Raw genomic sequence first — 14,313 nt, forward strand, 5'->3', positions numbered from 1 at the left:
TAAAAGTCGGAAATGGCCACTTGATATCGCATATGAACTTCACGATACTTCTATCTAAAATGCGATGATGGTACGTCGTTTTCTTAACGCGTCCCAAAACTGAAGTAGTCGGAAATGATTACCTTATGTTCAAGTATAAATCTTTTTCTGTGTTTTGAAAACGGTCACAATTATTTTGTGAATAAGTAATCAAGTGTTTGATTACTAGTAAAATAATTAGAGGGAGACAACTATCATGGAATCGAATACGAATACTAATGATCGAGTGAATAGTGAAGTTGACGCAGCAAAAAAAATGTTAGCACAAGACAAATTACCATTTCACCGTAAAATTACGTATGGATTTACAGACCTGTCAGGTAACTTATTGTACTGTATTATCAGTTCGTACATGTTATATTTTTTTACCAATGTTTTTGGTCTTTCTGTCGGAGTTGCGGGAATCTTACTATTAATTGGTCGTATATTTGATGCGATTGGTGCACCAATTATGGGAATTCTGGTGGATCATACACATAGTAAATATGGAAAGAGCCGACCATGGTTCTTATGGGGAGCATTGCCGTTTGCAATATTTGTTTGGCTGCTATTTACAACACCGGATATCAGCAACACAGCTAAGATTATCTATGCTGGTGTCATGTATATTTTGGCTGATTTTTCATATACTGCTATGTCTACACCTATTACATCGGTCTTGCCTAATTTAACAACAAATACAGATGACCGTATGCAAGCAAATTCTATTCGTTTGGTTTTGGGGAACGTTGGTAATTTCTTCGCAGTGACATTTATTATTCCGTTTGCTGACTTGTTAGGTCAGGGCAATGAGCAACGGGGTTGGTCGTTAGCTGTTGGTATTTATGCAATTGTGGCATTTATATTGTTGATTATTGCGTTCTTTGACATGCGTGAGAAAAACATTGCTAAAGAAAAAATTATTAGTATTAAGGAAAGTTTGAAAGCTACTAAAGGTAATTGGCCATGGGTAATTATTGTTTTGGCTAATTTAGCTTATTGGACAGCATACACGGTACGAAATTCGGCATTACCTTATTATTTTCAATATAATCTAGGTGATAAGTCGTTAATTTCATTCTTTAACGGTTTCTCAATTATCCAGGTTATTGGGATGGCTTCAGTACCATTTGTTGTAAAGATATTACACAAATGGGGATCAACAGTATTTTTCCTTTCTTTGACAATTGTTGGTCAAATTTGGTTAGGACTTGCGGGAAGTAATATAGTTTCGGCATTAATTGCTTGGTGTATAGCATGTATTGGTGCTGGATCAGCATGTACCATGTTTTTTGCCATGGTTGGTGATACTGTTGATTTTGGTGAATGGAAAACAGGTATTCGTGCAAATGGATTCTTAACGGCTATTGGCGCAGCATTTTGTATTCAAATGGGTTCTGGTTTAGGTTCGTTCATTGTTTCTATGTTATTAGATAGCGTCGGTTTCGATGCATCACGTGCTGCGCAATCGGCAAGTAGTCTAACGGGTATCAACCTATCTTTTGTTTGGGTACCAATTATTATTTATGTCATTAGTTTGGTATTAATGATTGTCTATCGCAAATGGGAGCATCATGAACCAATCGTTCAAAAAGAGTTGGCTGAGCGTGATATTGAAGCAGAAAAAGTTTAACTGAAAGGATTTTTAAAATATGAGTTATCAAGAGACAATCCAATTAAATCAAGTGAAAGTGACGTCAGAATTTTGGCAACGCTATCGCGATCTCGTTGTTAAGGAAGTACTGCCTTATCAATGGCAAGTTATGAATGATCAAGCAAATATCGATATTGCTGATGATCCGCAAAATAATGGTCAAGATAAAAATAGTCACGCCATTGCCAATTTAAAGATTGCAGCTGGTCGTGAAACGGGGCATCACTATGGTTTCCCTTTTCAAGATACAGATGTCTATAAATGGCTAGAAGCAGCGGCGTATTCGTTTTCATACCATCAAGATGATAATCTAAAAAAAATCACGGATGAATTAATTAATTTGATAGCTGATGCACAAGATGAGGATGGCTATCTATCGACTTACTTCCAAATTGATGAACCCGAAAGAAAGTTTAAGCGTTTGCAGCAATCGCATGAATTGTATACAATGGGCCATTATATTGAAGCCGGTGTTGCGTATTATCAAGCAACTGGGAATAAAAAGGCCCTGCAGATTGCTGAACGTATGGCAGATTGTATTGATCAAAACTTCGGATTGAAAGAAAATCAAATTCATGGTTATGATGGTCATCCTGAAGTTGAGTTAGCCCTGGTTAGACTATTTGAAGTAACACAAGAGCAACGTTACCTAGATTTAGCGCATTATTTCTTAAATCAACGTGGCCAAAATCCTGAATTTTTTGATGAGCAAATTAAATCAGATGGTGAAGAACGTGACTTGATAGCTGGCATGCGTGATTTTACGAGACGCTACTACCAAGCGGCAGAACCAATTAAAGACCAGCAAACAGCTGATGGGCATGCAGTTCGCGTTGTCTATCTATGTACCGGCATGGCAATGGTTGCTCGTCATACTGACGATCAAGAGTTATTAACGGCATGCAAGCGATTTTGGAATGACATTGTCAAGCGCCGTATGTACATTACGGGTAATATTGGTTCAACAACAACTGGAGAAGCTTTCACCTATGATTATGATTTGCCTAATGATACGATGTATGGCGAAACTTGTGCTTCAGTAGGTATGTCTTTTTTTGCAAAAGAAATGTTGAAAATTGAGGCAAAAGGTGAGTATGGGGATGTTTTGGAAAAAGAGTTATTCAACGGCGCACTAGGCGGCATGTCGTTAGATGGTAAACATTTTTTCTACGTTAATCCATTAGAAGCAGACCCAGCAGCTTCAAAGTCAAATCCAGGAAAGTCACACATTCTGACGCATCGTGCCGATTGGTTCGGTTGCGCTTGTTGCCCGGCAAATTTGGCACGATTAATTACATCGGTTGATCAATATATTTATACGGTCCACGATAATACGATTTTAAGTCATCAGTTTATTGCAAATAAAGCAAATTTCAGTGATGGTATTACTGTGACTCAGAACAATAATTTTCCATGGCAAGGGGATATTAATTACCATCTTGAAAATGATAATCACAAATCATTCCAGTTTGGTATCCGAATACCTCAGTGGTCGCAAGACAATCTAAGTGTTTCAGTTAATGGTAAACAAGCTGATGTTACAATTGAGGACGGTTTTATTTATTTAACCGTGAATCAGGCTAATATTGATATTGAGTTGACATTGAACATGACAACAAAATTGATGCGTAGTAGTAACCGTGTGAAAGATAATTTTGGTCAAATTGCCGTGACACGTGGTCCGCTAGTTTATGCGGCTGAAGAGGCTGATAATGAAATCCCTCTTTGGGATTATCATGTTGCTACTGAAGATGATGTGACAACCTATGCCTATCATGCAGACTTGCTTGGTGGTGTTGGCGTTATTCATTTGCAGGCAACAAGAGAACGACTTGATTCCGCAGATGACGCATTGTATCAGACATTAGCGGAAGCGCCGGTCAAGGATAAGGCTCGGCTAACATTAGTGCCATACTATAGTTGGACTAATCGTTCAAATGGTCAAATGCGAGTCTGGTTGTATAGATAAAAGTATTAACAAATTAAATTAATTATCTAACGTGTGACTGAAAAGCGGGTTAACCTTTTCAATCACACGTTTTTAACAATAGATACATTGGTGATTAATATTGATATGTTGATTTTCATTACATTTATTAAATAATAAAAAAGAGTGACGAATGGAGAGTTGGTTACCTTGGTTAATCCAATTGCCATTATAATTATTAGTGTTATTAGATAACCTGTTGGTTGTGTACGCATTTCTAAGTTGTTACCGGTATAATGAAGGTTGAAAGAGGGGATCAGTGCTTATGTATCAAGAACATGCTGTTTTGAATGGATTACATTGGGGTAGTATCACTGATCCAACACATGATGATATTCAAAAATTACATAAAAAGTTTGACTTAACGCCTAAATTTCAATCATACGTACAGGATCCGCGCGAACGTTCACGTTATGATTACAATGAAGCGACAGATACTAGTATGCTGATTTGGCAAGTTGTTATTAAAGACGAATTGGAGCAAGGATACCATGTGATGCCGGTAAGTTTTATTGTGACAGTTGATACCTTGATTTCGGTTGTGCCTGCACAGGCACAACAGGTCAATGACGAATTACAACATCTATTTACCCAAAAAAGTAAGCAACAACAAAGTATAATCACGATTTTATTGCGACTCTTGTGGCGTTTAAACGACCAATATATGGATCAAATAGATGATATTAATGCAATCCGTGCAGACTTAGCAAAATATCGCAAAAATCCAACCAATAAACAAATTGAAGCGCTAGCATCGCTTAGTAATCAATTAGTACACTTAACCACAGCCACTGATAACAACGTCATGGCTATTAAACAAATGAAACTGAGTGGGGATGCCGATTCTGATGCAGTGTCATCAAATAAGCGCGAACGTGAGATGGTAGCTGATGTGGAAATTGAAACAAATCAGAGTCAACAAATTACGCAAGATACTTCTGATTTGGTTGAACGGCTATCCAATACGTATAATAATATTCTGAATAATTCACTGAATGACACAATGCGCTTTTTGACAGTGTGGTCACTTATTTTGGCAGTTCCGCCCATTATTTCAGGTTTTTATGGTATGAATGTGCATTTACCGCTAGCTGTTGGCCAATGGGCTTGGGTAGGCACGTTATTTATGACAGCTGCGTTGATTGCTGCAGTGGTGTGGTTAGTGCATCGAAGAAAATAATTTTTTAATTTTAATGTTGACAAATAAAAGGCTTTATCTTACTATTTATATAAATTAATTAGTTTTTGCTGAGAAAAGATGAGTAATTGATTAGCGACTTTTGACAGAGAACCACATGAGGTGAAAAGTGGTAGAGAAGCGTCGATGAAGATGGTCTTGGAGTGCAGACAAACAGTGAGTTTATTAAATGTTATATGAGCTGTTTGCGGGTCCGCCCGTTATCGCGGACAGGTATAGCTAGTAGTAGTGTATCTGACTGAGGGTATTGTTTGAAAAAATAATACCAAATAATGGGTGGTACCACGTGAACAATTAACATCACGTCCCTAGGAAACAAGCACACACTTGTTTCCTAGGGACTTTTTTAATGCAATTATCAATTAATCATAGTCTTGTTTATTAGAAAGAGGGGATTTAACCATGGCAACATTAACAGCAACAAAATTACATTACGATATTGTCGGTAGTTTTTTGCGTCCGGATTCAGTTAAGGAAGCACGCGCAAATTTTGCGGCAAATAAGATTAGTCAAGAACAATTAACGGCAGTTGAGGATGAAGCAATTCGAGATTTAGTTGCTAAAGAAATTGATGCTGGTTTGAAGATTGTGACCGACGGTGAATTTAGACGTAGTTACTGGCATCTAGATACTTTCTGGGGCTTTTCTGGTATTGAACACACATATGCAGAGCATGGTTATTTGTTCCATGATGAAGAGACCAGAAATGATTCTGCTCAGGTAGTGGGAAAGATTGCCTTTAATCCAGAACACCATGATTTAAAAGCCTTTAATTTTTTAAATGAATTGGTAAAGGATCAACCAGGAGTGACTGCACGGCAGAGTATTCCATCACCTGCCCAATTTTATGCTGAGTTAGCGCGTGGTGCCGAAAATGAAGCTGCTCTGCAAAAGTACTATCCTAATCAAGAAGAGTTAGTGCAAGATATTGGTAACGCGTATCATGATTTGATTTTGGCATTATATGATGCGGGTTGTCGTGATGTGAAGATTGATGATTGTACTTGGGGTATGGTAGTCGATGGTGATTTTTGGCAAGAAATGACAAATGGTGAATTTAATCGTGATGCCTTACAAGACCTTTATTTAGCATTGAACAATGCGGCCATCACTGATTTACCATCAGATTTGCGCATTAGTACGCACATTTGTCGTGGTAATTATCATTCTACATGGGCCGCTAAAGGGGGTTATGCACCAGTTGCGGGCCACTTGTTTGCACAAGAAAAAGTGGATGCATTCTACCTAGAATTTGATGATGAACGTTCAGGTGATTTTGCACCATTAGCTGAAGTACCAGCAGGCACACAAGTAGTTTTGGGACTGGTTACTAGCAAGCGACCAGAACTTGAAACTAAGGAAACATTGCTTCATCGGATTGACGAAGCCACACAGTATGTTCCTTTAGAAAACTTGTCATTAAGTACGCAATGTGGTTTTGCTTCAACTGAAGAAGGAAACCAACTGACTGAACAACAACAGTGGGATAAAATTCGATTGGTTGTTGATACAGCGCAAGAAGTTTGGGGAGATTAACGTAAAAGGTCGAGACAATTGCTGTTGTCTCGACCTTTTACTATAGATAGAAATAGTGACTAATTAATGTGTGAAATCAACAACCATGCGTCCAACGATTTGGTTGTTTTTCATTTCATCAATGATATCGTTGATTTCTGATAATTGACGTGTTTGGACAATTGGCTTGACGCGTTTTTCAGCACCAAATTGGAAGGTTTCTGCTAAGTCTTGACGCGTCCCAACTAATGATCCAGCAACTTTAATACCATCAAGGACAGTCTTTGAAATGTTTAGTCCCATATCTCCTTGAGGTAGGGCAATAGCAACCAACGTACCATCAGGACGCAAGGCGTTGACTGCGGTTGTAAATGAATCGGGGCTAACAGCTGTGATAATAGCACTGTGGACGCCACCTACTTTATCTTGCAAAACTTGTGAGGCATCTTCATAAAGCGAGTTGATTGTTAAATCGGCGCCTAAATCTTTAGTGGCGGCCAGTTTATCATCATCAATATCAACTGCGGCAACATGAGCACCGAAGACATTGTGAGCATATTGTACGGCTAAATTACCTAGGCCACCAGTACCAACAACTTCGACCCATTGACCAGGCTTTAAATCACCAGTCTTGAGCCCTTTATAGACGGTCACACCAGCACAAGTTAATGAAGTTGCTTCGATTGGATCAAGTTCATCCGGTACTTTAACTGCATAGTCAGCTGGGACGATGCATTCCTCAGCCATAGCACCATCAACATTAAATCCTGAATTTTCAACATTACGACAAAGCGTCTCGCGGCCAGTGGTACAGTATTCGCAATGGCCACAGCCGCGGTAGAACCAGGCGACAGATACGCGATCACCAATGTTTAGATTCGTCACGCCATCTGCAATTTTAGTTACTTTACCAACACCTTCGTGGCCAATGATACGACCAGGAACTTTACCGAAATCGCCAGCGGCAACATGTAAATCTTTGTGACATAAACCACAATATTCCATTTTTACAAGTGCCTCACCGTATTTTAAGTCTCGCAATTCAACATCTTTAATGTCCACGTATCCATCACAATTATCTCTAACAACAGCTGCTTTCATCGTCTTATCCCCCAAAACTATTTTGTTATATTTAAACACCTAAAGCATAACAAAATAGGGTATAGAAATAAAGTGAAAACAATCACAAATAAAGCAGTTTATACTGGTTTATTTATTTGACAACGTGTTAAACAAATTAGTTGCTATTGTGTAGTGAATTTTCAATTAAATGTGTGTATTCTAAAGATAAGGGGTACTAGTTAGAGGGTATTTCTTAAGTATTTTTGTTTTGAAGGACCATGGTTTTGTTGTACGAAAGAGGGGGAAATTTATGAACTACAGTAGTGGTAATTTTGAAGCTTTTGCACACCCACGGAAGCCAGAAGGTGTTGATCAAAAATCAGCTTATATTGTCGGTGGTGGTTTAGCTGGACTATCTGCAGCGGTGTTTTTAGTTCGTGATGCGCAAATGCCGGGGGATCAAATTCATATTTTAGAAGAATTGTCGGTACCAGGAGGATCGCTAGATGGTACTGAACGACCAAATATTGGTTTGGTCACTCGTGGTGGTCGTGAAATGGAAAATCATTTCGAAACCATGTGGGACATGTATCGGTCGATTCCATCATTAGAAATTCCAGGTGCATCATATTTAGATGAGTTTTATTGGTTAGATAAGGATGACCCAAACTCATCAAACACACGTTTAATTTATAAGCGTGGCCAACAGGTACCAACTGATGGTCAGTATACCTTAGATGAAAAGTCAGTAGAACTTATCAAACTGATTATGACACCTGAGTCAAAATTAGGACGAACAACGATCGAAGAATTCTTTTCACCAGAATTCTTTGAGAGTAATTTTTGGATGTACTGGGCAACTATGTTTGCTTTTGAAAAATGGCATTCAGCTGTGGAAATGCGGCGCTATACGATGCGGTTTATTCACCATATCGATGGCTTGCCTGATTTTACGGTGTTAAAGTTTAACAAGTATAATCAATATGATTCAATGGTTTTGCCAATTATCAAATATCTTGAAGGTTTTGGCGTTGATTTCCAATACAATACGACAGTAGATAATATTGATGTTGATATTGATGACGAAAACAAGACTAAGACTGCCCGTAAACTATATTTGCATGTAGACGGCGAACAAAAGGAAGTTAAATTAACACAGAATGACTTAGTATTTGTCACGAATGGTTCGATTACTGAAAGTTCAACTTATGGTTCACACCATGAGGCAGCACCAGTCACTCACGAATTAGGGGGTAGTTGGACACTTTGGAATAATCTAGCCCAACAATCCGAAGAATTCGGTCACCCAGAAGTATTCTATGATAATTTGCCAGATCGGAGCTGGCATGTTGCAGCAACCTTGACGATTAAGAATACGGCCTTAGATCCTTATATTGAGCGTCTAACTAATCGTGATTTACATGATAATAAAGTTAATACAGGTGGTATTGTTACCATCACAGATTCTAACTGGTTAATGAGCTTTGCTGTCCATCGCCAGCCACACTTTAAAACACAGGCTGAAAATGAAACTGTTGTTTGGGTATATGCTTTGTATTCTGATACAAAGGGAAACTTTATTGATAAGACCGTTGTTGAAAGTACAGGTGAAGAAATTACCCAAGAGTGGCTATATCACTTAGGGGTACCAGAAGCAAAGATCAAAACATTGGCCAAGCAGGATAGCGTTAATGCCGTCCCTGTTTATATGCCATTTATTACATCATACTTTATGCCACGAGTTGCGGGTGACCGTCCAGCTGTAGTACCGGATGGCTCAGTGAACTTGGCATTTATCGGTAATTTTGCTGAATCACCAACACGTGATACGGTCTTTACAACAGAGTACTCGATTCGAACAGCAATGGAGTCAGTATACTCATTACTAAATGTTGAGCGTGCCGTCCCAGAAGTCTATAATTCAGTTTATGATATTCGAACATTGCTACGTGCGGTGTACTACATGAATGATAAAAAGAAGTTAGCAGATATTGATTTGCATTTGCCGAAGTTGGTGCAAAAGACTGCTTTGCGTAAAATTGATGATACTTGGGTAGCAGAGTTACTGAAAGAAGCTGGCTTGCTTTAATGTCTTGATACTAGTTATCAAAAAATGAATCTAGGAGAAATTAACGTGCCAAGTACTGAAATTAAAAATTATTGGGAAAAATTTTGCCAGTCTAATCACTTGGATACTGCAACGAACTATTCAGCGTGGGCGTACGGTAATAGTACTGAAATGGCCAATGACTTGGCAGATTTGACTGTTCGTGGTATTAAAACGGCGACGACTTCGGCGGCCGAGCTATATGAGTTTGGTGAACCTAAACCATATGTTGGTGAATATAATATTATTTTAAATGGTGATCAAAAACCTGTTTGTATTACACGAACGACGGTTGTTGAAACGATACCTTATGATTTAGTGTCAGCTGAACATGCGTACCATGAAGGTGAGGGTGATCGTTCATTAGGTTATTGGCGTAAGGTTCATGAGCCGTTTTTTAAACAAGAATATGCGCAAATGGGTCAGAATTTTCATGAAAAAATACCATGTATTTGTGAAGTGTTTGAGGTTGTGTACAGTGGTGCTGACTAGTGTGTACAACAAAAGTTATTTAGAATTTAATTCTAAATAGTACAATTTTAATCACAAAACATATAAATAAAGTAATAAACAGACGTTGATAACAGCACCTACTGGATAGGTCGTTAGTTACCAACGTCTGTTTGATTATGACGATAAAAATTTACTTTGTCTCTGTCGCATTAACTTGTGATGAATGCTTGGAGATTGATGCGTCTTGTACACCGAGAATACTTAGGATAAAGGCAACAATTGGGACACCAATAATTAGTCCCCAGGCGCCTAATAAATGCTCCATGACAATGATTGTTGCAAATGTTAAAAAGATTGGTAATTCTGTTCGAGTAGCCATTAATCTTGGGTGTAAGAAGTATGATTCAAATAGATGAATAACGGCAATTAAAATCCAAACTTCAATCATACCAGTCCATCCCAGCGCTGCGAATGAAATGACACTTAATGGAATTAGTGAAATCAAAACACCAGCAATTGGGATTAGGCCAAGAATAAAGATTAATAGCGCCATCACTAGAATACTAGGAACCTTCAGTAAGCTCAAACCAATCACCATGAGTACGGTATTGATAAAAGCAATGGTCATTTGTACTTCGATAATGCTTCCTAGAATTAAAACAAAGGTGCTTGTTAGTTCATAAACATTAGTGAAAAATTTAGGATAATTTGAATTAGCAAATTGTGTGCCAAAAATGCGTAATCTTTGCCATGAAATGGCGAAGATAAAACTAAGAAAGATTGAAAGCAATACTTTAGAAAGCACACTACCAATAACATTAAGGGTATCCCATCCGCTCTCGAGCAGCGTCCGCCAATTTTTAGTCACCTCATTCAACAAATCCAGATTTTGATAAGTGTCATTGAGATATTTTTTGACATCCGGGAAGTTTTTCATGAATTTCATGACTTCGTCAGGAATAATGGCAAATTGATTGACTAATGTGGGGACGATATACATAAAAGCTGTAACAAAAATAACTATACTAACGGTGAAAAAGATTAGTACCGAAAAACCATAAGGGATTTTAGTCCAACGGTTAATTTTGCGTGCACTTTTAACGGCTAAATAACTAAAAATGGTCGTTAATAGCACGATGCTAATTAAATCACGGATAATATATAAAATAGCTAAAATAAAAATCAAGGCAATTAGTTTCTGAACATCGGCCCGTTTAAATATTTTCTTAAAATCTGTCACACACACTACCTCATTCTTCCTATAAGGACCACTCTACTTATAAATCTTATTTAATTATAGACATAGTTATTGCGAAAAGTGCAAGCGGGTTATTGATTAGTGTATAAAAAATCAGTTAGCTAATTGATGATTATCCAGAAGGGAACCCTCGTGAGATATTATGATAACATAGCGTTATGCATTGTATTTGGTGAACTAATAACGTATAAGTTGTGAAGTAAATTCAAACAATGTTCGTTTATAAAATGAAAACCCCTTTGTATCAGTCGCTGTTAGGGTTTTGTTATTTTAAATAACGAAAAATACACTTGAAAAATAGCGAATGTTAACCGTATAATTTGAATGGTAATAAATAAAAGGATAACAGAACGTTACTTTTAACGATTCAGAAAGCGGGCAAAAATGGTTTCACGACGACTAAAAATAATTGGTGGTGTTGTAGGGGTTGTTATTATTGGCGGGGTCGCCTATGGCATGATCAATTCATCTGAGTCTTCAGATAAGAAAAATTATACGGTAGCAATGGTAACTGATGTTGGTGGTATCGACGATAAATCATTTAATCAATCAGCATGGGAAGGATTGCAAAGTTGGGGTAAGGAACACGATTTAACAAAGGGAAGTGACGGTTATAATTATTTACAATCTAAGTCACAAGCTGACTTTGCGCCCAATTTTCAACAAGCGATTCAAGGTAAGTATGATCTGATTGCTGGTATCGGGTACTCTTTGCACAATGCGACAATATCATCAGCTAATAAAAACCCAAAAACAGATTATGTTTTGGTTGATGATATTGATACCAAGAAAACAAAGAACGTTGCATCAGTCATGTTCCGTTCTGAGCAGTCATCATATTTGGCAGGTGTTGCGGCAGCGACAAAAGCTAAGGCATTAAACCAAAATACCGTTGGCTTTGTTGGTGGAATGCACAGTAACATTATTGATGCATTCGAGGCAGGTTACACTGCTGGTGTGAAATCAGTTGATAAAAACTTGGCAGTTGATGTCCAGTATGCTAATTCATTTGGTGATGCAGCGAAAGGACAAACGATTACTGATGCGATGATGGCCAAAGGTGAAAAAATTATTTTCCAAGCAGCTGGTGCTACTGGGAATGGTGTGTTTACTGCAGCAAAAGATAATAACCAGGATTTAACAGCTGATTCAAAGGATAAGGTTTGGGTCATTGGGGTTGATATGGATCAATCTAATATGGGAAATTATCAAACCAAAGATGGTAAGAAAGATAACTTTACTTTGACTTCATCAATTACTGGAGTTGGTCGTGGCTTGCATCTGATTGCAAATAAAGCCATGAAGGATCAATTCCCTGGCGGTAAGATTGTTGCATACGGTTTGAAAGAAGGCGGTGTTTCAACACCAACCAAGAATTTGACTAGCGATGAGAAGAAGGCAGTCGTAAAGGCCAAGAAGGCCATTATCAAGGGCGATATTGATGTGCCAGCCCATCCAGAAAATTCAAAGTTCAAGCAAACATTCTAAAATTGTTACATAAACGTAACTTAAAAAAATAACGAATAGACGTCATTAAATATTGTTAATATATTCATTTAAAACGTTTTATAGCAAACATTTTATAGCTTATTGTTTTGTTTGTTCGTTTCTACACGATATAACTCGCTAAAATATTCATAAAACGTTTTACTAAATTACCTTTTTCAACCGTTTGTTTATTGCGGATAGGGGAAGCTCAGGCTATACTATTCAAAGGAATTAGCGGTCTAAACGATGTTAACCTATTGTTAACTAAATAATATGAGTCGTTTAGATGAACGAAAGTTGAGGAGAAGGAAACATGGTTTCACGTCGTAATTTAGTAATTGGTGGCGTTGCTGTCATCATAATCGCTGGTGTAGGTGTAACGTTGGTTCAAAACAAGCAATCAAGCACTGATAAGAAAGATTTCTCGGTTGCCATGGTGACTGACGTTGGCGGTGTGGACGATCGGTCGTTTAACCAATCTGCGTGGAAGGGAGTTACTGACTGGGGAAAGTCACATAACTTACAGAAGGGTAAGGATGGATATAATTACTTCGCTTCAAAAACTAATGCGGATTTTGCACCAAACTTCCAACAAGGGGTTTCGGCAAATTATAATTTGTTAATTGGTGTTGGCTATGCAACTAATGATGCTTTAGTCGAATCAGCTGAGAAAAATAAAAATACAAAATATGTTTTGGTTGATGACAAGGCTAAGAAGTCGTTAAAAAACGTGGCTTCAATGATGTTTAAGCAGCATGAAGCTTCTTATCTAGCTGGTGTTGCCGCAGCGACAAAAGCACAAGACCTAGGTGATGACAAGGTTGGTTTCATTGGTGGTATGAGTTCAGCAACAATTAAAGCTTTCCAAGCAGGTTATATTGCCGGGGTGAAATCGGTTGATCCTAACATGAAAGTTGAATCTCAATTTATTGAATCATTTACGGACACAGCAAAATCAAAGACCATTGCGGATGCGATGTATACATCTGGCTCACACGTTATTTTCCAGGCGGCTGGTCCTGCAGGAAATTCAGTGTTCACATCGGCTAAAGATATTGATGCAAAGCTAGCGGCTGATGACAAACAAAAAGCTTGGGTAATCGGGGTCGATATGGATCAAAAGGACCAAGGAGTGTATAAAACTAAGGATGGTCAATCAGCAAATCTAACGTTAGCTTCAGCAGTCAAAAAGATTCCTAGTTCGGTAGTGAAATTGGCCGATCAGGCGATGAAGGGCGATTTCCCCGGTGGCAAGACAGTAACGTTTGGCTTGAAGAATGGTGGCGTTGGTCTAACAAGTGATAATTTGGATAGTGCAGAAAAGCAAGCTGTTCAAAAAGCTACGGATGACGTAAAGTCTGGGGATGTAACTGTACCAAGTAAAATGAAGTAAAAGTTAATAATCAGTACTTATATGGGGAAGCGGGGCAGTTAATGTTCGGCTTTTTCTTCGATTTCCACCTCTTTTAAGACTAGTTTATGTCAATTACATTAAAAGACGAATGATTTTTAAATAGGCGCTAGCAATACGCAAACAAAATATGTAAAATAATTGCTATATATTGAGTTTTAT

10 protein-coding genes are annotated in these 14,313 nt (G+C 38.0%); 8 read left to right on the forward strand and 2 right to left on the reverse strand.

Annotated elements, in window-relative coordinates; translation table 11 throughout:
- Positions 1–235 precede the first annotated feature (235 nt).
- The 4 genes from FOL01_RS01885 to FOL01_RS01900 all read left to right on the forward strand — a co-directional run bounded on the left by FOL01_RS01885 (position 236) and on the right by FOL01_RS01900 (position 6,393).
- Positions 236–1,651: an MFS transporter gene (locus FOL01_RS01885; protein WP_075269055.1), complete on the forward strand. Its 1,416-nt coding sequence runs from the start codon at positions 236–238 to the stop codon at positions 1,649–1,651.
- A 19-nt stretch (positions 1,652–1,670) separates the two neighbouring features.
- Positions 1,671–3,641: a glycoside hydrolase family 127 protein gene (locus FOL01_RS01890; protein ID WP_075269056.1), complete on the forward strand. Its 1,971-nt coding sequence runs from the start codon at positions 1,671–1,673 to the stop codon at positions 3,639–3,641.
- Between the two features lie 283 nt (positions 3,642–3,924).
- Positions 3,925–4,839 (forward strand): magnesium transporter CorA family protein, encoded by a 915-nt coding sequence (locus FOL01_RS01895; RefSeq protein ID WP_075269057.1) that lies wholly within the window; start codon positions 3,925–3,927, stop codon positions 4,837–4,839.
- A 420-nt stretch (positions 4,840–5,259) separates the two neighbouring features.
- Positions 5,260–6,393 carry a 5-methyltetrahydropteroyltriglutamate--homocysteine S-methyltransferase gene (locus FOL01_RS01900; RefSeq protein WP_075269058.1) on the forward strand — a complete coding sequence of 378 codons (1,134 nt, stop codon included), beginning with the start codon at positions 5,260–5,262 and terminating at the stop codon, positions 6,391–6,393.
- Positions 6,394–6,456: 63 nt separating this feature from the next.
- Here FOL01_RS01900 and adhP read toward each other — a convergent pair whose 3' ends face one another.
- The gene (gene adhP / locus FOL01_RS01905; protein WP_075269059.1) at positions 6,457–7,473 is read right to left on the reverse strand and encodes an alcohol dehydrogenase AdhP; all 1,017 of its coding nucleotides are present in this window, start codon (positions 7,471–7,473) and stop codon (positions 6,457–6,459) included.
- Positions 7,474–7,744: 271 nt separating this feature from the next.
- Here adhP and FOL01_RS01910 point away from each other — a divergent pair, with 271 nt between their 5' ends.
- Both FOL01_RS01910 and FOL01_RS01915 read left to right on the forward strand, forming a co-directional pair.
- Positions 7,745–9,523, forward strand: coding sequence for an oleate hydratase (locus tag FOL01_RS01910; protein ID WP_075269060.1), 1,779 nt, complete (start codon positions 7,745–7,747; stop codon positions 9,521–9,523).
- Positions 9,524–9,547: 24 nt separating this feature from the next.
- Positions 9,548–10,033, forward strand: coding sequence for an ASCH domain-containing protein (locus FOL01_RS01915; protein ID WP_075269061.1), 486 nt, complete (start codon positions 9,548–9,550; stop codon positions 10,031–10,033).
- Between the two features lie 151 nt (positions 10,034–10,184).
- Here FOL01_RS01915 and FOL01_RS01920 read toward each other — a convergent pair whose 3' ends face one another.
- On the reverse strand, positions 10,185–11,234 hold the full coding sequence (locus tag FOL01_RS01920) for an AI-2E family transporter (RefSeq protein WP_075269062.1): 1,050 nt from the start codon (positions 11,232–11,234) through the stop codon (positions 10,185–10,187).
- Positions 11,235–11,636: 402 nt separating this feature from the next.
- On the opposite strand from FOL01_RS01920, the gene FOL01_RS01925 reads away from it, so the two are divergent.
- Together FOL01_RS01925 and FOL01_RS01930 are read left to right on the forward strand one after the other, a co-directional pair.
- Positions 11,637–12,740: a BMP family lipoprotein gene (locus FOL01_RS01925; RefSeq protein ID WP_075269063.1), complete on the forward strand. Its 1,104-nt coding sequence runs from the start codon at positions 11,637–11,639 to the stop codon at positions 12,738–12,740.
- A 313-nt stretch (positions 12,741–13,053) separates the two neighbouring features.
- Entirely contained in the window at positions 13,054–14,133 is a 1,080-nt protein-coding gene (locus FOL01_RS01930) for a BMP family lipoprotein (protein WP_075269064.1), read from the forward strand.
- Positions 14,134–14,313: the final 180 nt, after the last annotated feature.

The organism is Weissella thailandensis (assembly GCF_001932615.1).
Classification (GTDB): Bacteria; Bacillota; Bacilli; order Lactobacillales; family Lactobacillaceae; genus Weissella; species Weissella thailandensis.